The sequence below is a fragment of the Streptomyces sp. NPDC059008 genome (genome assembly GCF_042749045.1).
Lineage (GTDB): Bacteria > Actinomycetota > Actinomycetes > Streptomycetales > Streptomycetaceae > Streptomyces.
This window is the reverse complement of sequence record NZ_JBHYJC010000050.1, coordinates 15835-39561: the sequence shown is the minus strand read 5'-3', so window position 1 is coordinate 39561 and position 23727 is coordinate 15835. Positions and strand designations below refer to the sequence as shown.

The 23727-nt window shown below is 70.8% G+C and carries 20 protein-coding genes; 8 read left to right on the top strand and 12 right to left on the bottom strand.

Going from position 1 to position 23727, the window contains the following annotated elements:
* The first annotated feature begins 2 nt into the window (after window positions 1-2).
* On the top strand, window positions 3-1802 hold the full coding sequence (locus ACFWZH_RS34085; RefSeq protein WP_384440353.1) for an ABC-F family ATP-binding cassette domain-containing protein: 1800 nt from the start codon (window positions 3-5) through the stop codon (window positions 1800-1802).
* 378 nt (window positions 1803-2180) lie between these two features.
* Window positions 2181-2903 (top strand): response regulator transcription factor, encoded by a 723-nt coding sequence (locus tag ACFWZH_RS34080; protein WP_384440350.1) that lies wholly within the window; start codon window positions 2181-2183, stop codon window positions 2901-2903.
* A gap of 6 nt (window positions 2904-2909) precedes the next feature.
* Here ACFWZH_RS34080 and ACFWZH_RS34075 read toward each other — a convergent pair whose 3' ends face one another.
* Together ACFWZH_RS34075 and ACFWZH_RS34070 are read right to left on the bottom strand one after the other, a co-directional pair.
* On the bottom strand, window positions 2910-3218 hold the full coding sequence (locus ACFWZH_RS34075) for a hypothetical protein (protein ID WP_384440348.1): 309 nt from the start codon (window positions 3216-3218) through the stop codon (window positions 2910-2912).
* Between the two features lie 40 nt (window positions 3219-3258).
* Window positions 3259-4965 (bottom strand): sodium:solute symporter family protein, encoded by a 1707-nt coding sequence (locus ACFWZH_RS34070; RefSeq protein WP_384440346.1) that lies wholly within the window; start codon window positions 4963-4965, stop codon window positions 3259-3261.
* 232 nt (window positions 4966-5197) lie between these two features.
* Between ACFWZH_RS34070 and galT the strand changes: the two genes are divergently transcribed.
* The 4 genes from galT (at window position 5198) to ACFWZH_RS34050 (ending at window position 9486) form a co-directional block, all read left to right on the top strand.
* A complete protein-coding gene (gene galT / locus ACFWZH_RS34065; protein WP_384440344.1) occupies window positions 5198-6247 on the top strand; it encodes a galactose-1-phosphate uridylyltransferase in 1050 nt (349 codons plus the stop codon).
* Window positions 6244-7218, top strand: a complete 975-nt coding sequence (galE, locus tag ACFWZH_RS34060; protein WP_384440341.1) for a UDP-glucose 4-epimerase GalE — start codon at window positions 6244-6246, stop codon at window positions 7216-7218. The genes galT and galE overlap by 4 nt, the downstream gene beginning before the upstream one ends.
* A gap of 51 nt (window positions 7219-7269) precedes the next feature.
* On the top strand, window positions 7270-8439 hold the full coding sequence (gene galK, locus ACFWZH_RS34055) for a galactokinase (protein WP_384440338.1): 1170 nt from the start codon (window positions 7270-7272) through the stop codon (window positions 8437-8439).
* Between the two features lie 273 nt (window positions 8440-8712).
* Window positions 8713-9486, top strand: a complete 774-nt coding sequence (locus ACFWZH_RS34050) for a LuxR C-terminal-related transcriptional regulator (RefSeq protein ID WP_384440335.1) — start codon at window positions 8713-8715, stop codon at window positions 9484-9486.
* Between the two features lie 20 nt (window positions 9487-9506).
* Here the strand turns inward: ACFWZH_RS34050 and ACFWZH_RS34045 are convergent, their stop codons facing one another.
* The 3 genes from ACFWZH_RS34045 to ACFWZH_RS34035 all read right to left on the bottom strand — a co-directional run bounded on the left by ACFWZH_RS34045 (window position 9507) and on the right by ACFWZH_RS34035 (window position 13168).
* Window positions 9507-11498 carry a beta-galactosidase gene (locus ACFWZH_RS34045; RefSeq protein WP_384440332.1) on the bottom strand — a complete coding sequence of 664 codons (1992 nt, stop codon included), beginning with the start codon at window positions 11496-11498 and terminating at the stop codon, window positions 9507-9509.
* A gap of 61 nt (window positions 11499-11559) precedes the next feature.
* Window positions 11560-12354 carry an SDR family NAD(P)-dependent oxidoreductase gene (locus ACFWZH_RS34040; RefSeq protein ID WP_384440329.1) on the bottom strand — a complete coding sequence of 265 codons (795 nt, stop codon included), beginning with the start codon at window positions 12352-12354 and terminating at the stop codon, window positions 11560-11562.
* Between the two features lie 316 nt (window positions 12355-12670).
* Entirely contained in the window at window positions 12671-13168 is a 498-nt protein-coding gene (locus ACFWZH_RS34035) for a MarR family winged helix-turn-helix transcriptional regulator (RefSeq protein ID WP_384440326.1), read from the bottom strand.
* A gap of 165 nt (window positions 13169-13333) precedes the next feature.
* On the opposite strand from ACFWZH_RS34035, the gene ACFWZH_RS34030 reads away from it, so the two are divergent.
* Entirely contained in the window at window positions 13334-14155 is an 822-nt protein-coding gene (locus ACFWZH_RS34030; protein WP_384440323.1) for a trans-aconitate 2-methyltransferase, read from the top strand.
* A 71-nt stretch (window positions 14156-14226) separates the two neighbouring features.
* Here the strand turns inward: ACFWZH_RS34030 and ACFWZH_RS34025 are convergent, their stop codons facing one another.
* Together ACFWZH_RS34025 and ACFWZH_RS34020 are read right to left on the bottom strand one after the other, a co-directional pair.
* Window positions 14227-14829, bottom strand: coding sequence for a TetR family transcriptional regulator (locus tag ACFWZH_RS34025; protein WP_384440393.1), 603 nt, complete (start codon window positions 14827-14829; stop codon window positions 14227-14229).
* 109 nt (window positions 14830-14938) lie between these two features.
* The gene (locus tag ACFWZH_RS34020) at window positions 14939-15952 is read right to left on the bottom strand and encodes an acyl-CoA desaturase (RefSeq protein ID WP_384440320.1); all 1014 of its coding nucleotides are present in this window, start codon (window positions 15950-15952) and stop codon (window positions 14939-14941) included.
* 304 nt (window positions 15953-16256) lie between these two features.
* Between ACFWZH_RS34020 and ppc the strand changes: the two genes are divergently transcribed.
* Window positions 16257-19022, top strand: a complete 2766-nt coding sequence (gene ppc / locus ACFWZH_RS34015; protein WP_384440317.1) for a phosphoenolpyruvate carboxylase — start codon at window positions 16257-16259, stop codon at window positions 19020-19022.
* A 75-nt stretch (window positions 19023-19097) separates the two neighbouring features.
* On the opposite strand, the gene ACFWZH_RS34010 is transcribed toward ppc, so the two are convergent.
* The 5 genes from ACFWZH_RS34010 to glmU all read right to left on the bottom strand — a co-directional run bounded on the left by ACFWZH_RS34010 (window position 19098) and on the right by glmU (window position 23688).
* Window positions 19098-19616: a hypothetical protein gene (locus ACFWZH_RS34010; protein ID WP_384440314.1), complete on the bottom strand. Its 519-nt coding sequence runs from the start codon at window positions 19614-19616 to the stop codon at window positions 19098-19100.
* A gap of 80 nt (window positions 19617-19696) precedes the next feature.
* Window positions 19697-20287 (bottom strand): aminoacyl-tRNA hydrolase, encoded by a 591-nt coding sequence (pth, locus tag ACFWZH_RS34005; protein WP_384440311.1) that lies wholly within the window; start codon window positions 20285-20287, stop codon window positions 19697-19699.
* Between the two features lie 114 nt (window positions 20288-20401).
* Window positions 20402-20998 (bottom strand): 50S ribosomal protein L25/general stress protein Ctc, encoded by a 597-nt coding sequence (locus ACFWZH_RS34000; RefSeq protein WP_384440308.1) that lies wholly within the window; start codon window positions 20996-20998, stop codon window positions 20402-20404.
* Between the two features lie 185 nt (window positions 20999-21183).
* On the bottom strand, window positions 21184-22158 hold the full coding sequence (locus ACFWZH_RS33995) for a ribose-phosphate diphosphokinase (RefSeq protein WP_384440305.1): 975 nt from the start codon (window positions 22156-22158) through the stop codon (window positions 21184-21186).
* 75 nt (window positions 22159-22233) lie between these two features.
* Window positions 22234-23688, bottom strand: a complete 1455-nt coding sequence (glmU, locus tag ACFWZH_RS33990) for a bifunctional UDP-N-acetylglucosamine diphosphorylase/glucosamine-1-phosphate N-acetyltransferase GlmU (protein WP_384440302.1) — start codon at window positions 23686-23688, stop codon at window positions 22234-22236.
* Window positions 23689-23727: the final 39 nt, after the last annotated feature.

Sequence of the window (23727 nt, the reverse complement as noted above, 5' to 3'; positions counted from 1 at the left end):
AGATGGCCGTCAACCTCGTCAATCTGGAAGCCGTCAGCAAGGCGTACGCACTGCGCGCGCTGCTCGACGGTGTCTCCCTCGGCGTCAACGAAGGGGACCGGATCGGCGTCGTCGGACGCAATGGCGACGGCAAGACCACCCTGATCCGGATCCTCGCCAAGCTGGAGGGCCCGGACGAGGGCCGGGTCACCCACGCCGGGCACCTGCGCCTGGGCGTCCTGACCCAGCACGACTCCCTCGACCCGGCCGCCACCATCCGGCACGAGGTCATCGGCGACCTCGCCGACCACGAGTGGGCCGGCAACGCCAAGATCCGCGACGTGCTGACCGGCCTCTTCGGCGATCTGCACCTGCCCGGCTTCACCCAGGGCCTGGACACCGTCATCGGCCCGCTCTCCGGTGGCGAGCGCCGCCGCATCGCCCTGGCCAAGCTGCTGATCGCCGAGCAGGACCTGATCGTCCTCGACGAGCCCACCAACCACCTCGACGTCGAGGGCATCTCCTGGCTGGCGCGGCATCTGCAGGAGCGCCGCTCGGCGCTCGTCGTCGTCACCCACGACCGCTGGTTCCTCGACCAGGTCTGCACGCGGATGTGGGACGTCCAGCGCGGCGATGTGCACGAGTACGAAGGCGGCTACAGCGACTATGTCTTCGCGCGGGCCGAGCGGGAGCGGATCGCCGCCAGCGAGGAGGCCAAGCGGCAGAACCTGATGCGCAAGGAGCTGGCGTGGCTGCGGCGCGGCGCTCCGGCCCGTACGAGCAAGCCGCGGTTCCGCATCGAGGCCGCCAACGAACTGATCGCGGACGTCCCGCCGCCCCGCGACAGCGCCGAGCTGATGAAGTTCGCCAACTCCCGCCTGGGCAAGACGGTCTTCGACCTGGAGGACGTGACCGTACAGGCCGGGCCCAAGGTCCTGCTCAAGCACCTCACCTGGCAGCTGGGCCCGGGCGACCGGATCGGCCTGGTCGGCGTCAACGGTGCCGGCAAGACCTCGCTGCTGCGGGCGCTGGCCGAGGCGGCCCGCACCCAGGGCGAGGCGCAGCCGGCCGGCGGCCGCATCGCGGTCGGCAAGACCGTCAAGCTCGCCTACCTCTCCCAGGAGGTCTCCGAACTCGACCCCACCTGGCGCGTCCTGGAGGCCGTCCAGCGGGTGCGCGAGCGGGTCGACCTGGGCAAGGGCCGGGAGATGACCGCCGGCCAGCTCTGCGAGAAGTTCGGGTTCACCAAGGAGAAGCAGTGGACGCCCGTCGCTGATCTCTCCGGTGGTGAGCGGCGCCGGCTGCAGATCCTGCGGCTGCTGATGGACGAGCCGAACGTGCTCTTCCTGGACGAGCCGACCAACGACCTGGACATCGAGACGCTGACGCAGCTGGAGGACCTGCTCGACGGCTGGCCCGGCTCCCTCATCGTCATCAGCCACGACCGGTACTTCATCGAGCGCACCACCGACCGCGTGCAGGCCCTGCTGGGAGACGCCACCCTCCGCATGCTCCCGCGCGGCCTGGACGAGTACCTCGAGCGCCGCCAGAAGGTCATCGAGGCCGCCACCCCGGCGCCCGCTCCGCAGGCCGCGGCCCCCAAGAAGGCCGCCGCCGTCAACCGCGCCGCCCAGAAGGAACTGCAGAAGATCGAGCGCCAGTTGGACAAGATCGGCGACAAGGAGGCGAAGCTCCACGCCCAGATCGCCGAGAACGCCACCGACTTCGAGAAGGTCGCCGAACTCGACTCCAAGCTGCGCGAACTCGCCGCCGAGCGGGACGAGTTGGAGATGCGCTGGCTGGAGCTGGCGGAGGACGCGTAGAAGGCAGGTCCCCGGGGCGGGTGGGAGGTCCCTAGGGGGGAGGGGAACACGTCCCGTAGGGGTGGCGAGCGCCCCCTTCGGGGCCACAACGGGGTGGGGGCGGGAGGTATTCCCGGGGGGAGGTGTTCCCCGGGGTGTGGTCAGAGGTGCCCCCCTGGCCCCGACGCCGCCCGCGGCGGCGGCAGTTGGCGGTCCCGGTGCGGCGGCAATCGGCCGGCGCGTGAGGGCGGCAATCGGCCCCGATTGGCCGGGATTCCAGCATTCCGGGGGTCTTCTCCCCGGTAGTGGGCGCGCTCGGCGATCTGAGCGTGTAGCTTCCCGGGGACGAGCGGCCCGGCCGGGGCCGCGCCGGGGCCGCCGAAGTGGAGGGGTTGCTCGATGGGCGTGCGGCTCATGGTGGTCGACGATCACCGTCTGCTCGCGGAGGCGCTCGCCTCGGCGTTGAAGCTGCGCGGACACCGTGTGCTGGCCGCCGCCGCGCCGAGCGCGGGGGCCGCGGACCTGGTGGTGAGCCGGGCGCCGGAGGTGTGCCTGCTGGGTACCGCCCAGCCGGCGGAGCCGGGTGCCTTCGACCCGGTGGTGCGGATCAAGAAGGAGCGGCCGCAGGTCGCGGTGGTGGTGCTGGGGCCGGTGCCCAGCCCGCGCGGTATCGCCGCCGCCTTCGCGGCCGGGGCCTCGGGGTACGTGCGCAACGACGAGCGGATCGAGGGCGTGGAGCGCGCCATGATGAAGGCGCGGGCGGGGGAGTCGGCGGTCTCGCCGCAGCTGCTGCAGCAGGCCTTCGAGGAGCTGCTGCACCCCGCGGCGCAGCCGGACGACGAGGGCGCGCGGCTGCTGGAGCTGCTCACCCCGCGCGAGGTGGAAGTGCTGATGCGGGTCGCGGAGGGCGAGGACACCCGGCTGATCGCGGCCGGGATGGACATCGCGCCGAGTACCGCGCGTACCCACGTCCAGCGGGTGCTGATGAAGCTGGAGGTGGGCTCCCGGCTGGAGGCCGCCGCGCTGGCGGCGCGCACCGGGCTGCTGGACCGGGCGGGCGGCGGCCGGGGCACCTCGGCGACGGCGGCGGGAGCCGGTGAGCAGGTCCCGCCGCCGCGGTAGGCGGCCTCAGCCCCCGGAGGGTTCTTCCCCGGTGCCGTCCGCCGACTCGGCCGCGGCCGGCGGGACGGCCGGGCGCAGCTTCAGCCACACGAGGAAGAACAGGCCGAGGGCGAGCATGCCCAGGCCGGTCCAGAGGTTGATGTTGATGTCCTGGGCCTTCTTCAGGTCCGCGTCGTCGGCCATCAGGCCGGCGATGGTGACGATCACGCCGTAGACGACGAACAGGCCGCCGATGATGCGCCGTACGTCGAAGAGTCGCGCGGCGGTCGCCGATGCGCGCTCCAGCTCCTCGACCTCGTGCTGGTAGTCACTCATGGTGGGTCAACTCCGCTGTTCGGGCAGGTGCGGGCGGCTTTTAGAAGGAGAACGGGATGTAGCAGACGGCGGCGAGGACGATCGCTCCCCAGCCCAGCAGGGCGGGCTTGCGGTACCAGGCGTCGTCGCCCTCGGCCGGGAGCTCTTCCATGCCGGGGATGGGGGTCCCCCCGGTCGAGCGAAGCCTCGACTGGGGGAGGGTGCCGTAGACCAGGCCGGCCAGCGACTCGGCGGGCTTGGGCCTGGTGGCCAGGGTGACCGCGAACATCACCAGCGCGCCGACGACGAAGGCGACGATCGAGGAGACGAAGTTGGCGCCCTGGTCGGAGGGGATCGAGATGACGCCCTGCTTGTAGAGCCAGAAGTAGTTGACCATCGCGGCCGCGGTTCCGGAGAGCAGTCCCCAGAAGCCGGCCGCGGCGCTGGTCCGCTTCCAGAACATGCCGATGATGAAGACGACGAACAGCGGCACGTTGAAGAAGGAGAACAGCGTCTGGAGGTAGTTCATGATGTTGCTGAAGGACGCGGCGATGAAGGCGGTGCCCATGCCGATCAGCACGCCGACCGCGGTGACCACCCGTCCGGTCTTGAGGTAGTACGCGTCCTCGCGGCCCTTCTTGAGGTACGCGGCCCAGATGTCGTTGGTGAAGACCGTGTTGAAGGACGACACGTTGGCGGCCATGCCGGCCATGAAGGCGGCGAGCAGCCCGGTCACCGCGATGCCGAGGACGCCGTTCGGCAGCAGGTCGCGCATCAGCACCGGGATGGCGTCGTTGTACTGCAGTCCGTCCTTGGACTTGCCCAGCGTCGGCTCCATGACCAGCGCGATCAGGCCGGGTACGACCACCACCATCGGTATGAAGATCTTGGGGAAGGCGGCGATGAGCGGGGTGCGCCTGGCGGCGGAGAGGTTCTTCGCGGACAGTGCGCGCTGCACCTCGGCGAAGTTGGTGGTCCAGTAGCCGAAGCTCATCACGAAGCCGAGGCCGAGGACGATGGTGAGCCAGTTCGCGCCGAGCGGGTTGCCCTCGCCGATGCCGGTGCCCTTCCAGGCGGTCAGGAACGCGTCGCCGTGCGAGGAGGTCAGCGAGTCGGTCAGCCCGTCCCAGCCGCCGACGCGCTTGAGGCCGACGATGGTCAGCGGGATCAGCGCGGCGAGGATGACGAAGAACTGCAGCACCTCGTTGTAGATCGCCGAGGACAGCCCGCCGATGGTGATGTAGGCCAGGACGAAGAAGCCGGCGACGACGATCGCGACCCACTCGGGCCAGCCCAGCAGCGCTTCCAGCACGATCGCCATGGCGTACAGGTTCACGCCCGCGATCAGCACCGAGGAGACGGCGAAGATGACCGATGACAGCAGGTGCGAGGAGGGGCCGAAGCGGTGCAGCAGGAACTCGGGCACCGAGCGGACCTTGGAGCCGTAGTAGAAGGGCATCATCACCAGGCCGAGGAAGACCATGGCGGGGATGGCGCCGATCCAGTACCAGTGGACGGTGTAGGCCCCGTACTGCGCGCCGTTGGCGGCCATGCCGAGGATCTCGGTGGCGCCGAGGTTGGCGGCGACGAAGGCCAGGCCGGTGACCCAGGCGGGCAGCGACCGCCCGGAGAGGAAGAAGTCCAGGCTCGTCCTCACGCTGCGCCTGGCGGCGAATCCGATGCCGAGGACGACGACGAAGTAGAGGGCCAGGATCGTGTAGTCGAGCCCGTTGGTGGGCAGTCGTAGCCCTTCGGCCAGGGTGATCATGGTGGGTACTCGCTTCTTTGCGCGACCAGAACGCACAGAAAGCTACGCCCGGGCGGTCAGAAACTGAATACTTTTGTTCGGTTGAGTTGTTGGATCGTGATGGGCCCGGGCGGTATGCCCCGTGCATTTGCGGGCCGTCGGCCGCGACGGCCCCGCGTTGACGCATCTGTTTAGTTGTGCTTCATTGTGTTTGTTTGTGTTTGGTCGGCGTGTGGTGTGTGAGGAGCTCCCGGTGAAGAAGACGACGACCCGGCTCGCGGACGGGCGGGAGCTGATCTACTACGACGCCCGCGACGACGCGGTGCGCGACACCGTCGACCAGCGTCCCCTCGACCCCGTCGCCACCTCCTCCGAGATCCGCCACGACCGCCTCCTCGGCGACTTCGTCGCCATCGCCTCCCACCGCCAGGCCCGCACCTACCACCCCCCGGCCGACGCGTGCCCGCTGTGCCCCTCCCGCGACGGCCGGCACTCCGAGATCCCCGCCGCCGACTACGACGTCGCGGTCTTCGAGAACCGCTTCCCCTCCCTCGCCGGCGGCAGCGGCCGCTGCGAGGTCGTCTGCTTCACCTCCGACCACGACGCCTCCTTCGCCGACCTCACCGAGGAGCAGGCCGCCCTGGTCCTGGCCGCCTGGACCGACCGCACCGCCGAGCTCTCCCAACTCCCGGGCGTGGAACAGGTCTTCTGCTTCGAGAACCGCGGCGCGGAGATCGGCGTCACCCTCGGCCATCCGCACGGCCAGATCTACGCCTACCCCTTCACCACCCCGCGCACCGAGCGGATGCTGCGCGCGCTCGCCGACCACCGCGAGGTCACCGGGGGCAACCTCTTCGACGACGTCCTCGCCGACGAACTCGCCGACGGCCGCCGGATCGTCCTCGAAGGCGAACACTGGGTGGTCTTCGTGCCCTACGCCGCCCACTGGCCCTACGAGGTGCACCTCTACCCCAGGCGCCGGGTCCCCGACCTGCTCGCCCTCGACGAGGCCGCGCGCACGGAGTTCCCCCAGGTCTATCTGGAAGTCCTGCGGCGCTTCGACCGGATCTTCGACCCCGCGGACGGCGGCGCACCGACGCCGTACATCGCCGCCTGGCACCAGGCGCCACTGCACGCCGAGGCGCGCGAGGACTTCGCGCTCCACCTCGAGCTTTTCACCATTCGCCGCACTTCCGGCAAGCTGAAGTTCCTCGCGGGTTCCGAATCCGGCATGAACGTGTTCATCAACGACGTGCCGCCGGAGGCCGCGGCCGAGCGACTGCGAGAGGTAGCGAGCGAGTGAGCAAGAAGTACCTGGTCACGGGTGGGGCGGGATATGTCGGCAGCGTCGTTGCCGCACATCTTCTGGAGGCCGGCCACGAGGTGACCGTGCTGGACGACCTGTCCACCGGCCACCGCGTGGGCGTCCCCGAGGGCGCGCACTTCATCGAGGGCCGTATCCAGGACGCCGCCAAGTGGCTCGACGCCTCCTTCGACGCGGTGCTGCACTTCGCCGCGTTCTCGCAGGTCGGCGAGTCGGTCACCGACCCCGAGAAGTACTGGCGCAACAACGTCGGCGGCACCATGGACCTGCTCGCCGCCATGCGCGACGCCGGCGTCCGCAGGCTGGTGTTCTCCTCCACCGCGGCGACCTACGGCGAGCCGGTGAGCACCCCGATCACCGAGACCGACCCGACCGCCCCGACCTCGCCGTACGGCGCGAGCAAGCTCGCCGTCGACCACATGATCAGCGGCGAGGCCGCGGCACACGGCCTGGCCGCCGTCTCGCTGCGCTACTTCAACGTCGCCGGCGCCTACGGCAGCTGCGGCGAGCGCCACGACCCCGAGTCGCACCTGATCCCCCTCGTCCTCCAGGTCGCCCAGGGCAGGCGCGAGGCGATCTCCGTCTTCGGCGACGACTACCCCACCCCCGACGGCACCTGCGTGCGCGACTACATCCACGTCGCGGACCTGGCCGAGGCGCATCTGCTGGCTCTGGACGCGGCCACCTCGGGCGAGCACCTGATCTGCAACCTCGGCAACGGCAACGGCTTCTCGGTCCGCGAGGTCATCGAGACCGTCCGCAAGGTCACCGGCCACCCGATCCCCGAGATCACCGCCCCGCGCCGCGGCGGCGACCCCGCCGTCCTGGTGGCCTCCGCGCAGACCGCCGTCGACCGGCTCGGCTGGCGGCCCAGCCGCGCCGACCTCGCGGGGATCGTCGCGGACGCCTGGGCGTTCGCGCAGTCGCAGTCCGGCCCGTCCGGCGACTGAGGACCCGGGTGCGGGGCGAGCCCCGACGGCAGCCAGAAAGGACGAAGGTTCGTGACACAGACGGCGCACGGCGCACCCCGGACGACGGTGGCGTTCGGCGAGGTATACGGCACCGAGCCCAAGGGCGTCTGGGCCGCCCCCGGCCGCGTCAACCTGATCGGTGAACACACCGACTACAACGACGGCTTCGTGATGCCGCTGGCCCTCCCGCACACCACCCTCGCCGCCGCGGCACCCCGCACCGACGGGGTGCTGCGGCTGCACTCCGGCGGCGCCGACGGCGGGATCGTCGAGCTGCGCATCGACGCCCTGCGCCCGGCGCCCCAGGCCGGCTGGGCCGCCTACCCGGCGGGCGTCGTCTGGGCGATGCGCGAGGAGGGCCTGCCCGTCGGCGGCGCGGACCTGCACTACGACAGCACGGTGCCCACCGGCGCCGGGCTCTCCTCGTCCGCAGCCCTGGAGATCGCCACCGTCCGCGCGCTCAACGACCTCTACGGCCTCGACCTGCCCCCGCAGGACCAGGCCCGGCTCGCCCAGCGGGCCGAGAACGCCTTCGTCGGCGTCCCCTGCGGGATCATGGACCAGACCGCCGCGGCCTGCTGCACCGAGGGACACGCGCTGTTCCTGGACACCCGTGACCTCACCCGCCGCCAGGTCCCCTTCGACCTGGCGGGGGAGGGGCTGCGCCTGATGGTGGTCGACACCCGGGTCAAGCACGAGCTGGGCGACGGCGCGTACGCCGAGCGGCGCGCTGGCTGTGAGCGTGGCGCGCGGGCGCTCGGGGTGCGCGCACTGCGTGATGTGCCCTACGCACAACTGCCCGAGGCGCTGGCGAAACTGGCCGACGAGCCCGCCGTCCAGGCCCTCGTACGGCATATCGTCACCGAGAACCAGCGCGTCGAAGCGGTCGTCGCCTGCCTGGACGCCGGCCGCACCCGCGCCATCGGGCCGCTGCTGACCGCCGGCCACGCCTCGCTCCGCGACGACTTCAAGATCTCCTGCCGGGAACTCGACCTCGCCGTCGACACCGCCAACGCGGCCGGCGCCCTCGGGGCCCGGATGACCGGCGGCGGGTTCGGCGGCTCGGCGATCGTGCTGGTCGAGGAGGCGGCCGCGGCCACCGTCGGCGCGGCGGTCACCGAGGCCTTCGCGGCCGCCGGGCACACCGCGCCACGGATCTTCGAGGCCGTCCCGAGCGCGGGAGCGCGCCGCGTCAAGTAGGGCGCGCCGGACGGCGTGCGGCCAACGCGTGACGGCCAAATGGCCCGGGCGCGGGAGCAGTTTCGCCAATCACCTTCCCTTGTCGCACCCCGTCCGTACTCTGAGATCCTGCGCCGGTGGGGGCCGGTGCCGATCAGGGGGGCGAGACCGTTTCGGGTACGACGCCCCGGGTGGGGGTAGCCATGCCCGCACGGCGGCGGCCGTGCGGCTGAGGCGATCTTCAATCCGGGCGTCGTGCCCGCTATGGTCCGTTCACCGAGACAGGGGGTCTCTGTGCAACGCATCCGGGTTCTGGTGGTCGACGACCACCGCATCTTCGCCGAATCCCTGGCAGCCGCGCTCGCCGCGGAACAGGACGTGGACGTCGCGGCCGCCGGCAGCGCGCCCGCGGCCCTGCGCAATCTGGACCGGGCGGCCACCGAAGGCCGCCGGTTCGACGTGGTGCTGGCCGACGCCGACCTCGCCGCACCGCTCCTCGCGGTGCCCGCGCAGGCGCCGGGACCGGCCCGCGACACCGTCCCGCGCAGCTGCCCGCGCGACGGCATCGCGCTCGTCTCCGGCCTGCGCACCAGCCACCCGTACCTGCGCACGGTCGTCCTCGCCGACCGCGACGACCCGCGCCGCGCGGCCGCCGCCCTGCAGGCCGGCGCCTCGGGCTGGGTCGCCAAGGACTGCTCGCTCTCCCGGCTGCTCGCCGTGATCCGCGGCGTCCTGCGTGATGAAACGCATCTTCCGCCGGCCCTGCTGACGGGAGTACTGCGCGAGCTGACGGCCGCCCGCAAGCACCGCTCGGAGAGCGAGCGGCTGGTGGAGTCGCTGACGCCGCGTGAGCGCGAGGTGCTGCGCTGCATGGTGGCGGGCCTGGGGCGCAAGGCGGTCGCCGAGCGGCTGTTCCTCTCCCCGCACACGGTCCGTACCCACATGCAGAACGTGCTCGGCAAGCTCGGCGTGCACTCGACCCTCGCGGCGGTGGCGCTGGCCCGCCGGGCCGGAGTGGGCCCGGTCGAGCTGGAGGCAGCGGCCGCGGCCTCGGTGCCGGTGCCCTGAGGCCGCGGCCGGGCGTGGCCTCAGTCGTCGGTCAGTACGGCCACGCCCCGGGCCGCCAGCGTGACCCGGTCGACGGTGCCGCCCCGCGCGCCGTCCGCCGCCAGCGCCTCGCGCATCGGCTCCGGCAGCCCCACCTCCACGGTGTCCGTGCCGTGGTTGAGCAGGAACAGATACCGCCCGCCGGCGCCCTCACGGACGGTGGCCTGGACGCCGGCCGGCAGCCCCGGCACCACCGGTGCCACGCCGGCCGCCCGGCGTACGTCGTCCAGCAGCGCCCGCATCAGCACCGGTTCGGGCCGGGTGCCGAGGTACCAGACGGTGCCCCGCCCGTAGGTGTGCCGGGTCAGCGCGGGCCGCCCGGCGAGGTCCCCGTCCGCGAAGCGGGCGAGCGCCTCGGCCCCTTCGAGGTCGACGGCCTCCGACCACAGGTCGGCCCGCCCCGCGTAGGCCCCCTCGACCGCCACCGTACGGCCCGCGTCCAGCGGCCAGAACTCCTCCACCCGCAGCCCCAGCAGCTCCCGCAGCGGCGCCGGAGCGCCGCCGGGGTGCACCCGGTCGTGCTCGTCGACGATCCCGGAGAAGAACGACACCACCAGCCGGCCGCCGTCGCGTACATACGCCGTCAGCCGCTCGGCGTCGCGCGCGGTCAGCAGATACAGATTGGGCACCACGACCAGCCGGTAGCCGTTCAGCTCCCGCTGCGGCGGCACCACGTCGCAGGCCACGCCCGCCTCGAACAGCGGCCGGTAGTGCTCCAGCGCGATCCGGGAGTGCTCCAGCGCGGTCGACGGCTTGGAGTCCAGCTCCAGCGCCCACCAGCTGTGCCAGTCCGCCAGCAGCGCCACCTCGGCCCGCGAACGGGTTCCCTCGATGCCCGCGAGCGATGCCAACTCCCGGCCCAGTTCGGTCACTTCGCGGAAGATCCGGGTATCGGTCCCGCCGTGCGGCAGCATCGCCGAGTGGAACTTCTCCGCGCCGCCCAGGGACTGCCGCCACTGGAAGAACAGCACCGCGTCCGCGCCCTGGGCGACGGCCTGCCAGCTCCACAGTCGCATCGCCCCGGGCGGCTTGGGGCCGTTGCGGGGCCGCCAGTTGACCGCGCTGGGTGCCTGTTCGAGCAGCATCCAGGGCTGCCCGGAGCGCGCCGAGCGCATCAGGTCGAAGACGTAGCCGGCCCGGACGTGGTCGTCACCGGCGTAGGGGTCCTGGTAGAAGTCCAGCGCCATCGCGTCCATGTGCGCCGACCAGGCGAACGCGTCGACCGGTTTGTGCTGCGGCATCAGGTTGGTGGTGACCGGGACCTCGGGCGTCAGCCGGTTGAGCACCTCCTTCTCGGCGAGGTAGCAGGCGCGCAGCGCCTCGTCGCCGAAGCGCAGATAGTCCAGCTGCTGCGCGGGATTGGGGAAGGTGGGCGCGGTGCGGGGCGGCAGCACCTCGTCGAAGTCGCCGTAGCCCTGCGACCAGAAGGCCGTCGACCAGGCGGCGTTGAGCGCCGTCACGCTTTCGTAGCGCTCGCGCAGCCAGCGCCGGAAGTCCGCGGCGGACACCGCGCAGTAGCACTGGCGGGTGTGGCAGCCGTACTCGTTGCCGATGTGCCACATGGCGAGCGCGGGGTGGCCGGCGTAGCGGGTGGCGAGCTGCTCGACGAGCCGTACGGCGTGCGCGCGGTAGACGGGGCTGGAGGGGCAGTAGTGCTGCCGGCCTCCGGGCCAGCGGCGCTGCCCGTCGGGGCCCTCGGGCAGGATCTCGGGGTGCGCGTGGGAGAGCCAGGGCGGTGGTGAGGCGGTCATCGTCGCCAGGCAGACGGCGATCCCGGCGCCGGCCAGGTTGTCCATGACCCGGTCGAACCAGCCGAAGTCCCACTGCCCGGGCCGGGGTTCGACCCTCGCCCAGGAGAAGATCCCGGCGGTGACCATGGTGACGTGGGCCGCCTTCATCAGCTTCAGGTCCTCGGCCCACACCTCCTCGGGCCACTGCTCGGGGTTGTAGTCGCCGCCGAATTGGATGCCCATGGATCCCCCTACGGATCGAAGCTCGGACGGGGCGTCGCGGGCCGCCGTCGGCGGGCCCCGCTCATGACGAGTTCTTGTACACGCTCCAGCCGCCGTCGACGACGAGGCTCGCGCCGGTGACGAAGGACGCCTCGTCGGAGAGCAGGAAGGCGATGGCGGCGGCGACCTCCTCGGGCCGCCCCAGCCGCCGCGCCGCCGTCTCCGCGGCGCTGGCCTGCCGCTGCGCCTCGCCGATGCCGTCCCAGGCCGCCGTGAGCACCGGGCCCGGCAGCACGCTGTTGACCCGCACCTGCGGCCCGTACTCGACCGCCAGCTGCCGCCCCAGCCCGGTCAGCCCGGCCTTGGCCGCCGCGTACGCGGGCCGCCCCGGCAGGCCCACCAGCGCGTGCACGGACGAGGTCAGCACCACCGCGCCGTGGCGTTCTCGCAGGTCCTCAAGGGTGGCGCGGACGCCGAGGAAGGAGCCGGTCAGGTTTACCGCGAGCTGCCGGTCCCACTCCGCGAGCGAGGTGGCGTCGGCGGCCGCCACATGGGGCAGGAAGGCGTTGCTGACCAGCCCGTCCACCGGGCCGTAGCGCTGCCGTGCGGCCTTCGCCGCCCGCTGCCAGTGGGCCTCGTCCGCCACATCGCAGTGCTCGTACGAGGCCCGGCCGCCGGCCGCCCTGATGCGCCGTGCGAGGTGCTCGCCGCGTGCGTCGTCGATGTCCAGCAGCAGTACGCCGGCGCCCTCGGCGGCCAGCCGGTCGGCGATGGCCGCCCCGATCCCGGCGGCGGCCCCGGTCACCAGGACCGTGCGGCCCTCGAACCGCTTGCCGTACGGGCCGCTCGGCGGGTGCGGTGGTCGCTGCTGGCTCATGGCGCGATCCAAGTGCACAAGGCGAGTGGTGGGCAAGGGGACGTGGTACGAGAGGGGCGCGCGTCAATTCAGGGGGCGCTCTTTAGATGCTTGTGCGCCGTCATATATGGCGCGTAACAGTCTGTCGCGCGCCGTCGTAGATCCCTCCCGGAGGTGTGTGCCTCCGACTCTGCCACCTCGGACGCGAGCGCCCGCGCCGTATGCCCGGGAGCGCGCGCCCCTCACCCACCTCGGAAAGTCGGCGGACCTCCGGCCCGGAAGCCCGCCGGGCGCCGCCGCCCGCCGGTGCGTGCCCACCCTGCGCCGTCGCCGCGCGCTATGCGGGGGTGTTGTCGAACGGGCCGGTCAACCGCCTCAGCAGTCCGGCCAGTTCGCCGCGCTGCTGGCGGGAGAGTTCGGCGAGAATGGCACGCTCCTGGACCAGCAGTCCGGCCAGCGACTGGTCGGCCTTGTCGCGGCCCTCGGCGGTCAGCCTGACCAGCACTCCCCGCCGGTCGCTGGGGTCCGGCAGCCGCTCGACGAGGTCCTTCTTGGCCAGCCGGTCGATGCGGTTGGTCATCGTCCCGGACGTGACCAGCGTCTGCGTCAGCAGCGCGCCGGGGGAGAGCTGATACGGCGCCCCGGCCCGGCGCAGCGCGGTCAGCACGTCGAACTCCCAGGGCTCCAGCCCCACCTCGGCGAACGCGATGCGGCGAGCCCGGTCGAGGTGTCTGGCCAGCCGGGAGACGCGGCTGAGGACCTCGAGCGGTTCCACGTCGAGGTCCGGGCGCTCACGGCGCCATGCAGCGACCAGTCGGTCGACCTCGTCCTCCATGACGATCAGTGTAGAGGGTCTGTCGACATGAAGTCTCTTGACGTCAAGATATATTTCGCTGGACTATGGGGCATCGTCGGCGGAGGCTCGGTTTCCAGCCGAGACGGCCCGAACCAGACCGTGCCAGCTTTGAGTCGGCCCTGCACCAGCAAAGGGGTTCAGAACATGCACGACGCGCCCATCTGGGATCCGCAGCAATACCTCCGCCACTCCGGGCACCGTACCCGCCCCTTCCACGACCTGCTCGCGCGGATCCCGGAACTCCCCCGGCGGCAACGCCCCGCCCGGATCGCCGACCTGGGCTGCGGACCGGGCAACGTCACCGTCCAGCTCACCACCCGCTGGACCGACGCGCACATCACCGGATACGACAACTCCCCGGAGATGCTCAAGGAAGCCGAGAGCCACGCCGGCCCCACCCCGGGCGGCGGCCACCTCGACTTCGCGCCCGCCGACGCCGCCGACTGGACTCCCGACGAGCCCTACGACCTGATCGTCTCCAACGCGGCACTGCAGTGGGTCCCCAACCACCCGGACTCCTTCGCCCGCTGGGTCGACGCCCTCACCCCCGGCGGCACCTTCGCCTTCCAGGTCCCCGGCAACTTCACCTCGCCCAGCCACGCCCTGCTCGGCGAACTGTGCGACAGCCCCCAGTGGCGCGAACGCCTCCCCACCCACGGCCGGCGCTTCGTCCACATCCTGGAGCCCGCCGAATACCTCGAGCGCCTCACCGACCTCGGCTGCACCACCGACGTGTGGGAGACGACCTACGTCCAGCTCCTGGAAGGCGACGACCCGGTCCTCGACTGGGTCAAGGGCACCGCCCTGCGCCCCGTCCTGACGGAACTGGAGAACGACCCGCTCGCCCGCGAGGCGTTCCTCGCCGAATACCGCGACGCCCTCCGCAAGGCCTACCCCACGGGCCGGCACGGCACGGTCTTCCCCTTCCGCCGCATCTTCGCCGTCGCCCAGAAACGGACCGGCTGACCCCCGCCCCTCCTGCGACCTCCCCCGAGATCCCCCACCGTGCTCACCGGCCTCGGCGGCGCGGGGAGACCTCAGTTCTTGCGATGCCCTATCAACCGCGGCTTCGCCTCCAGGTTGCCCAGGCCGTGCCAGGCCAGGTTCACCAGGTGGGCCGCCACCTCGGCCTTCTTCGGTTTGCGGGTGTCCACCCACCACTGGCCGGTCAGGGCGACCATGCCGACCAGCGCCTGGGCGTAGAGCGGGGCCAGTTTCGGGTCGAAGCCACGGGCCTTGAACTCCAGGCCCAGGATGTCCTCGACCTGGGTGGCGATATCGCTGATGAGGGAGGCGAACGTACCCGTGGACTGGGCGACGGGGGAGTCGCGGACCAGGATGCGGAAGCCGTCGGTGAAGGTCTCGATGTAGTCCAGGAGCGCAAAAGCCGCCTGTTCGAGCAGCTCACGGGGGTGGCCGGCGGTCAACGCGCCGGTCACCATGTCCAGCAGCTGGCGCATCTCGCGGTCCACGACCACCGCGTACAGCCCCTCCTTGCCGCCGAAGTGCTCATAGACCACCGGCTTGGAGACGCCGGCCTTGGCCGCGATCTCCTCGACCGACGTGCCCTCGAAGCCGCGCTCGGCGAAGAGCGTGCGACCGATGTCCAGCAGCTGCTGCCGGCGCTCCGCACCGGTCATCCGCACCCTGCGGGCACGCCGGGTGCCCGCAGACGCCGAAGGCTTGCCCTTGTTGCTGCTCGTACTGCTGCTGTTGTCGATCGCCACCCGTCAATCATGCCTTCCTCGACTACCGAGGGGAGGTACCCCCGGCGGCCATCTCCTTGCGCCGGGCGTCGATGCGCGAGGCGTTCGGCCACCGCACGTCGTACGCCCAGCCCGCCTTCTCGAACCAGCGGATCAGCCGGGCGCTGGAGTCCAGCTGCCCCTTCAGCACACCGTGCCGGGCGCACGTCGGGTCCGCGTGGTGCAGGTTGTGCCAGGACTCGCCACAGGACAGCACCGCCAGCCACCAGACGTTGCCGGACCTGTCGCGGGACTTGAACGGGCGCTTGCCCACGGCGTGACAGATGGAGTTGATCGACCACGTCACGTGGTGCAGCAGCGCCACCCGCACCAGCGAGCCCCAGAAGAACGCGGTCAGCGCGCCCTGCCAGGACCACGTCACCAGACCGCCCACCAGTGGGGGGATCAGCAGCGACACCGTCGTCCACACCACGAACTGCCGGGAGATCGCCCGGACCGCATCGTCCTTGATCAGGTCCGGTGCGTACTTGTGCTGCGGGGTCTGCTCCTCGTCGAACATCCAGCCGATGTGGGCCCACCACAGGCCCTTCATCAGCGCGGGCACCGTCTCGCCGAAGCGCCACGGCGAGTGCGGGTCGCCCTCGGCGTCGGAGAACTTGTGGTGCTTGCGGTGATCGGCCACCCAGCGCACCAGCGGACCCTCCACCGCCAGCGACCCCATGATCGCCAGCGCGATCCGCAGCGGGCGCTTCGCCTTGAAGGCGCCATGCGTGAAGTAGCGGTGGAAGCCGATCGTGATGCCGTGGCAGCCGATGTAGTACATCGCGGTCATCAGCCCCAGATCCAGCCAGCTCACCCCCCAGCCCCAGGCCAGCGGCACCGCGGCCACCAGCGCCACGAACGGGACGGTGATGAAGAGCAGGAGCGTGATCTGTTCGAGCGACCTGCGCTGCTCGCCACCCAGCGTCGCGGACGGCAGCGGGCCACCGGCGGCCGGATCAACGGACGAACCGGCAGGAATCGGTGATTCTTCTACGGCTTCAGGGCCAGCGGTCATGGTGTCCCTCGTCGGGGGGCTCGGGGGCACGGCTACGGCTACGGGACCGTAACCTACGGTTTCGTAAGTATGGCAGCGACACCGCCACGGGCAAGGCCGTGACAGGCCTCACACCCACACCACCCGCCACAGATGCCCACCCATCGGACGGTGTGATCCGCTGACAGCGGGCAGATCTATCCTGGGCAACGTCGGACAGCGCGGTCCGCAACCCGCCCGCATCAGACCTGCCCACCCGTCGCCCGCCACCACCCCTCCGCGAGTCGCGGCGCGACGTCCCTGAATGCCGCAAGGAGCCGCACCAGTGAGCAGTGCCGACAACAACCCCGCCGAGATCACGCCCGCCGACAGCCCCGAAGCCGGCCCGAGCGACAACGTCGCCCTGCGCGCCGACATCCGCCGCCTCGGCGACCTCCTCGGCGAGACCCTCGTCCGGCAGGAAGGCCCCGACCTCCTCGACCTCGTCGAGCGGGTCCGCGCCCTGACCCGCTCCGACGGCGAGGCGGCGGCCCGCCTCCTGGGCGACACGGACCTGGCAACCGCTGCGAAGCTGGTACGCGCCTTCTCGACCTACTTCCACCTCGCCAACGTCACCGAGCAGGTCCACCGCGGCCGCGAGCTGCGCGCCCGCCGCGCCGCCGAGGGCGGCATCCTCGCCCGCACCGCCGACATGCTCAAGGACGCCGACCCCCAGCACCTCCGCGAGACCGCGGCCCACCTCGGCGTACGCCCCGTCTTCACCGCACACCCCACCGAGGCCGCCCGCCGCTCCGTCCTCACCAAGCTCCGCAAGGTCGCCGAACTCCTCGACCGCACCGACGCCACCGAGCGCCGCCGCGCCGACCTGCGCCTGGCCGAGAACATCGACCTCATCTGGCAGACCGACGAGCTGCGCGTCGCCCGCCCCGAGCCGACCGACGAAGCCCGCAACGCCATCTACTACCTCGACGAGCTGGGCCGCGGCGCCGTCGGCGACGTCCTCGAAGACCTCGCCGCCGAGCTGGAGCGCGCCGGCACCGAGCTGCCCCCCGGCACCCGCCCGCTCACCTTCGGCACCTGGATCGGCGGCGACCGCGACGGCAACCCCAACGTCACCCCCCAGGTCACCTGGGACGTCCTGATCCTCCAGCACGAGCACGGCATCACCGACGCCCTCGAACACGTCGACGAGCTGCGCGGCGCCCTGTCGAACTCCATCCGCAACTGCGGCGCCACCGACGAGCTGCTGGCCTCCCTCCAGCACGACCTCGAACTCCTCCCCGAGATCAGCCCCCGCTACAAGCGCCTGAACAGCGAAGAGCCCTACCGCCTCAAGGCCACCTGCATCCGGCAGAAGCTCGTCAACACCCGCGACCGCCTCGCCGGTGACACCCCCCACGTCCCCGGCCGCGACTACCTCGGCACCGCCGAGCTCCTCGACGACCTCACCCTCATCCAGACCTCGCTGCGCGCACACCGCGGCGGCCTGGTCGCCGACGGCCGCCTCGAACGCACCATCCGCACCATCGGCGCCTTCGGCCTGCAGCTCGCCACCATGGACGTCCGCGAACACGCCGACGCCCACCACCACGCCCTCGGCCAGCTCTTCGACCGCCTCGGCGAGGAGTCCTGGCGCTACGTGGACATGCCGCGCGACTACCGCCGCAAGCTCCTCGCCAAGGAACTGCGCTCCCGCCGCCCCCTGGCCCCCACCCCGGCGCCCCTCGACGAGGCCGGAGCCAAGACCCTCGGCGTCTTCCGCACCATCGGCAAGGCCAAGGAGACCTTCGGCCCCGAGGTCGTCGAGTCCTACATCATCTCCATGTGCCAGGGCTCCGACGACGTCTTCGCCGCCGCCGTCCTGGCCCGCGAAGCCGGCCTGATCGACCTGCACGCAGGCTGGGCCAAGATCGGCATCGTCCCGCTGCTGGAGACCACCGACGAGCTCAAGATCGCCGACCGGCTGCTCGACGAAATGCTCGCCGACCCCTCCTACCGCCGCCTGGTCGCCCTCAACGGCGACGTCCAGGAAGTCATGCTCGGCTACTCGGACTCCTCCAAGTTCGGCGGCATCACCACCTCCCAGTGGGAGATCCACCGCGCCCAGCGCCTGCTGCGCGACGTCGCCCACCGCCACGGCGTACGACTGCGCCTCTTCCACGGCCGCGGCGGCACCGTCGGCCGCGGCGGCGGCCCCTCCCACGACGCGATCCTCGCCCAGCCCTACGGGACGCTGGAGGGCGAGATCAAGGTCACCGAGCAGGGCGAGGTCATCTCCGACAAGTACCTGGTGCCCTCCCTGGCCCGGGAGAACCTGGAACTGACCGTCGCCGCCACCCTCCAGGCGTCCGCCCTGCACACCGCGCCCCGTCAGTCCGACGAGGCACTGGCCCGCTGGGACGCGGCCATGGAGACCGTCTCCGAGGCCGCCCACGGCGCCTACCGCCGTCTCGTCGAAGACCCCGACCTGCCGACGTACTTCCTCGCCTCCACGCCGGTCGACCAGCTCGCCGACCTGCACCTGGGCTCGCGGCCCTCCCGCCGCCCCGGCTCGGGCGTCTCGCTCGACGGACTGCGCGCCATCCCCTGGGTCTTCGGCTGGACCCAGTCCCGCCAGATCGTCCCCGGCTGGTTCGGCGTCGGCACCGGCCTCAAGGCCGCCCGCGAAGCCGGACTCGACCCCGTCCTCGACGAGATGCACGAGCACTGGCACTTCTTCCGCAACTTCCTGTCCAACGTCGAGATGACCCTGGCCAAGACCGACCTGCGGATCGCCCAGCACTACGTCGACACCCTCGTCCCCGACGACCTCAAGCACGTCTTCGACGTCATCAAGGCCGAGCACGAACTCACCGTCGCCGAAGTCCTGCGCGTCACCGGAGAGAACGAACTCCTCGACTCCAACCCGGTCCTCAAGCAGACCTTCCACATCCGCGACGCCTACCTCGACCCGATCTCCTACCTCCAGGTCTCCCTCCTGCACCGCCAGCGCACCGCCGCCGAACGCGGCGACGAAGCCGACCCCGTGCTGGCCCGCGCACTGCTGCTCACCGTCAACGGCGTCGCCGCCGGCCTGCGCAACACCGGCTGACCCCACCCCGCACACACGACGGCGGCCGGCCCCTCACCCGAGGAGCCGGCCGCCGTCGTCGCCACGTCACACGCCCTACATCGCGGCGAACGCCGCCCCCAGCAACACCGCCCCCAACAAACCCATCACCCACGCCGTACGCCGCATCCGCATCCCCCCGGCCACCACCAGCGCCGCCAGCAACAACGACCCCGCGAACGGCACCCACGCATGCAACACCCCCGCCGGCCCCGACCGCACCGCATGCGACGAACCCGGCTTGAGCACCACCTCGACCCGCTCACCCTTCTCCGGCGCCGCCGCCTGCGCGATCGACACCTTCCGGGACCCCCGACCCTCCCCCTCGGGCACAAACGGACCCGTGCACCGCTCACCCGCACACGCCGACACCGTCATCGCACCGCGCTCCCGCCCCTTGACGAGCATCGCGTACTGCGCCGTACCCCACGACGTCCACACACCCGCCACCAGCAGGAGCAACGCCAGCAGCCCCATCAACCCCATCCGGGCGACGAGCAGCACCCCGTAGGCACTCTCACCCACCCGCCGGGAACGGCTGCGTCTGGAACTCGTGCGCGTACTGCTTCTGGGCATGGCGGCGATCCTTGGCCATCCACCAGTACCCGGTCAACCTCGGGCAACAGTTCGTCAGAGCCTGACCCGCACTGTCCCATTCACGTGTTGTACGTGCTCTGCGCCCGTTCCAACCCCTCCACGATCAACGTCTCCACCGCATCCGCCGCACGATCCACGAAGTAATCCAGCTCCCGGCGCTCCGCCGAACCGAAATCCTTCAACACGAAATCCGCCACCTGCATACGACCCGGCGGGCGCCCGATCCCGAAACGCACCCGGTGGTACTCCGCACCCAACGACTTCGTGATCGACTTCAGACCGTTGTGACCGTTGTCACCGCCGCCCAACTTCAGCCGCAGCGCACCGTAATCGATATCCAACTCATCATGAACCGCCACGATGTTGGCCACCGGGACCTTGTAGAAATCCCGCAACGCCGTCGTCGGCCCACCCGACAGATTCATGAACGACAACGGCTTCGCCACCACCACCCGGCGACTGCCCGGCCCCGGCGGACCGATCCGACCCTCCACCACCTGCGCCCGCGCCTTGTGCGCCTTGAAACGCCCACCCATGCGCTCGGCGAGCAGATCCGCCACCATGAAACCCACATTGTGGCGATTGGCCGCGTACTCCGGCCCGGGATTCCCCAGCCCCACCACGAGCCAGGGGCCGTCTGCGTCCGTCATCTCCACATCTCCTTGCGCCAGGCCAGTGCGGCAGGCCATTGAAACAACCCAACCGCCGCCCCGTGCCGCAACGGCACAGGACAGCGGTTGGAAAAAGCGGTGACGAGGCGAGGATCAGGCCTCGGCGCCCTCGGCACCCTCACCCGCGGCGGCCTCCTCGGCCGGAGCCTCGGCCTGCGCCGACACGACCTGCAGCACCACAGCGTCGTCCTCGACGGCCAGCGAGACACCCGACGGCAGGGTGATGTCCTTGGCCTGCACCGACGAACCGGCGTCCAGACCCGCGATGGAGACCGTGACCGACTCCGGGATGTGGGTGGCCTCGGCCTCGACCGGCAGGGTGTTCAGCACGTGCTCGAGCAGGTTGCCACCCGGGGCCAGCTCACCCTCGGTCTGGATCGGCAGCTCGACGGTGACCTTCTCGCCCTTCTTCACGGCCAGGAAGTCCACGTGCACCAGGAACCGGCGGATCGCCTCACGCTGCACGGCCTTGGGGATGACCAGCTCGCTCTTGCCGTCGAACTCCAGACGCAGCAGCGCGTTCGGGGTCTTCAGGGCCATCATCAGCGCGTGGCTGTCCACGGCGACGTGCTGCGGCTCCGCACCGTGACCGTAAATGACACCGGGAACCTTCGCCTCACGACGCAGACGGCGGGCAGCACCCTTACCGAAGTCGTTCCGGACCTCACCGGCAAGCTTGATCTCAGCCATAACAGCACTCCTCGTATCGCAGAAACATCTGGTGGGCGTCACCCGGCCCACGACAGACCTGCTACGAAGAGCGCGTCGATAACGGACAGCCACCACAAAAGGGCGGCCTCCCTCGCCGAGCAACTCCACGAGTCTACCCGGCCGGAAGGCCGCCCCAAAGTCGATCAATCAGTACGAGAGATCACTCACTGCTCGTCGAACAGACTCGTCACCGAGCCGTCCTCGAAGACCTCACGCAGCGCCCGCGCGATCGTCGGCGCCATCGACAGCACCGTGATCTTGTCCAACTCCAGCTCGGACGGCGTGGGCAGCGTGTTGGTGAACACGAACTCGCTCACCTTCGAATTCTTCAGCCGGTCCGCCGCCGGACCCGACAGCACACCGTGCGTCGCCGTCACGATGACATCCGCCGCACCATTGGCGAACAGCGCGTCGGCCGCGGCACAGATCGTGCCACCGGTGTCGATCATGTCGTCGACCAGGACACACACCCGGCCCTCCACATCACCGACGACCTCATGGACCGTGACCTGATTCGCCACGTCCTTGTCCCGGCGCTTGTGGACGATGGCCAGCGGCGCACCCAGCCGGTCGCACCAGCGGTCGGCGACCCGCACCCGGCCCGCGTCCGGGGAGACGACCGTGAGCTTGTCGCGATCCACCTTCGCGCCCACGTAGTCCGCGAGGACCGGCAGCGCGAAAAGGTGATCCACCGGACCGTCGAAGAAGCCCATGATCTGGTCCGTGTGCAGATCCACCGTCACCACACGGTCCGCACCCGCGGTCTTCATCAAATCCGCGATCAGCCGCGCCGAAATCGGCTCACGGCCACGGTGCTTCTTGTCCTGACGCGCATAGCCATAGAACGGCACGACCACGGTGATGCTCCGAGCGGAAGCCCGCTTCAGCGCATCAATCATGATCAGCTGCTCCATGATCCACTTATTGATCGGAGCCGTGTGGCTCTGAATCAAGAAGCAATCCGCACCACGCGCGGACTCCTGATAGCGGACATAGATCTCACCGTTGGCGAAGTCGAAAGCCTTCGTCGGGACCAGGCCGACACCCAGCTGATGCGCGACCTCCTCCGCCAGCTCGGGGTGGGCGCGGCCGGAGAAGAGCATCAGCTTCTTCTCGCCGGTCGTCTTGATCCCGGTCACAGCAAATCTCCTCGAATCACAGTTTGCGTGCGCTCATCACGGTACGCCCCGCACGGCGCACCCGTTGCACGATCACTACTCGCCCTCGGGCTCCTGGCGAGCAGCCGAAGCGGCCTGCGCGGCGGCGCTTCCGGGCCGCTTCCGCGCGACCCAACCCTCGATATTCCGCTGCTGGCCACGCGCGACCGCCAGCGAACCCGGGGGCACATCCTTGGTGATGACCGAGCCGGCCGCCGTATAAGCGCCATCCCCGATCGTGACAGGAGCCACAAACATGTTGTCCGACCCCGTCCGGCAATGCGAACCGACGGTCGTGTGGTGCTTGGCCTCACCGTCATAATTCACGAACACACTCGCCGCGCCAATATTGGTGAACTCACCAATCGTCGCGTCCCCCACATACGACAGATGCGGAACCTTCGTCCCCTCGCCGATCGACGCGTTCTTCATCTCCACATACGCGCCGGCCTTCGACTTCGGACCGAGATCCGTCCCCGGGCGCAGATACGCATAGGGACCGACATTCGCCCCCGCGCCGATACGCGCACCCTCCGCGACCGTGAACGACACCACGGCACCCGCACCGACCGCCGTATCCGTCAGCCGCGCATGCGGACCCACCTCGGCGCCGGTGGCGACACTCGTGGCCCCCAGCAGCTGCGTCCCCGGGTGGACCGTCGCGTCCTGCTCGAACACGACCGACACGTCGATGAACGTCGAGGCCGGGTCGACGACCGTCACACCGGCCAGCATCGCCCGCTCCAGCAACCGCTCGTTCAGCAGCCGACGGGCCTCGGCCAGCTGCACGCGGTTGTTGATCCCGAGGATCTCGCGGTGATCGGCGGCCACGGCCGCACCCACACGGTGCCCCGCCTCCCGCACGATCCCCAGCACATCGGTCAGGTACTCCTCGCCCTGACTGTTGTCCGTACGCACCTTGCCCAGCGCGTCGACCAGCAGCCGGGCGTCGAAGGCGAACACCCCGGAGTTGATCTCCCGGATCGCCCGCTGGGCGTCGCCGGCGTCCTTGTGCTCGACGATCGCCGTCACCGCGCCGGTGTCCGCGTCGCGAACGATCCGGCCGTAGCCGGTCGCGTCCGGCACCTCGGCGGAGAGCACGGTCACCGCGTTCTTGTCCGCGGCATGGGTGTCACCGAGCCGCCGGAGGGTCTCGCCGGTCAGCAGCGGGGTGTCGCCGCAGACCACGATCACGGTGCCGTCGAGGACGACACCGCTGCCGCTCAGCTCCTCCAGGGCCGTACGGACGGCGTGGCCGGTGCCCTTCTGCTCGTGCTGCACGGCGGTGCGCACGTCCGGGTCGATCCCGGCGAGATGCGCCTGCACCTGCTCACGGGCGTGGCCGACGACCACGACGAGGTTCTGGGGGTCCAGCTCACGGGAGGCGGCGACGACATGCCCGACGAGGGAGCGGCCGCAGAGTGCGTGCAGGACCTTTGGGGTCGCCGACTTCATGCGGGTTCCCTCACCCGCTGCGAGAACGACGACGGCTGCCGGGCGGTTGGCGCTCACGGGGATGCCCTTCGGCTTCTTGGCTACTTCGGGTGGTGG

Excerpts from the sequence above, each read along its gene's own strand:
- ACFWZH_RS34085 (WP_384440353.1), top strand. The coding sequence starts at position 3 with ATGGCCGTCAACCTCGTCAATCTGGAAGCCGTCAGCAAGGCGTACGCA.
- ACFWZH_RS34080 (WP_384440350.1), top strand. The coding sequence starts at position 2,181 with ATGGGCGTGCGGCTCATGGTGGTCGACGATCACCGTCTGCTCGCGGAG.
- ACFWZH_RS34075 (WP_384440348.1), bottom strand. The coding sequence starts at position 3,218 with ATGAGTGACTACCAGCACGAGGTCGAGGAGCTGGAGCGCGCATCGGCG.
- ACFWZH_RS34070 (WP_384440346.1), bottom strand. The coding sequence starts at position 4,965 with ATGATCACCCTGGCCGAAGGGCTACGACTGCCCACCAACGGGCTCGAC.
- ACFWZH_RS34045 (WP_384440332.1), bottom strand. The coding sequence starts at position 11,498 with ATGGGCATCCAATTCGGCGGCGACTACAACCCCGAGCAGTGGCCCGAG.
- ACFWZH_RS34040 (WP_384440329.1), bottom strand. The coding sequence starts at position 12,354 with ATGAGCCAGCAGCGACCACCGCACCCGCCGAGCGGCCCGTACGGCAAG.
- ACFWZH_RS34035 (WP_384440326.1), bottom strand. The coding sequence starts at position 13,168 with ATGGAGGACGAGGTCGACCGACTGGTCGCTGCATGGCGCCGTGAGCGC.
- ACFWZH_RS34030 (WP_384440323.1), top strand. The coding sequence starts at position 13,334 with ATGCACGACGCGCCCATCTGGGATCCGCAGCAATACCTCCGCCACTCC.
- ACFWZH_RS34025 (WP_384440393.1), bottom strand. The coding sequence starts at position 14,829 with ATGACCGGTGCGGAGCGCCGGCAGCAGCTGCTGGACATCGGTCGCACG.
- ACFWZH_RS34020 (WP_384440320.1), bottom strand. The coding sequence starts at position 15,952 with ATGACCGCTGGCCCTGAAGCCGTAGAAGAATCACCGATTCCTGCCGGT.
- ACFWZH_RS34010 (WP_384440314.1), bottom strand. The coding sequence starts at position 19,616 with ATGCCCAGAAGCAGTACGCGCACGAGTTCCAGACGCAGCCGTTCCCGG.
- pth (WP_384440311.1), bottom strand. The coding sequence starts at position 20,287 with ATGACGGACGCAGACGGCCCCTGGCTCGTGGTGGGGCTGGGGAATCCC.
- ACFWZH_RS34000 (WP_384440308.1), bottom strand. The coding sequence starts at position 20,998 with ATGGCTGAGATCAAGCTTGCCGGTGAGGTCCGGAACGACTTCGGTAAG.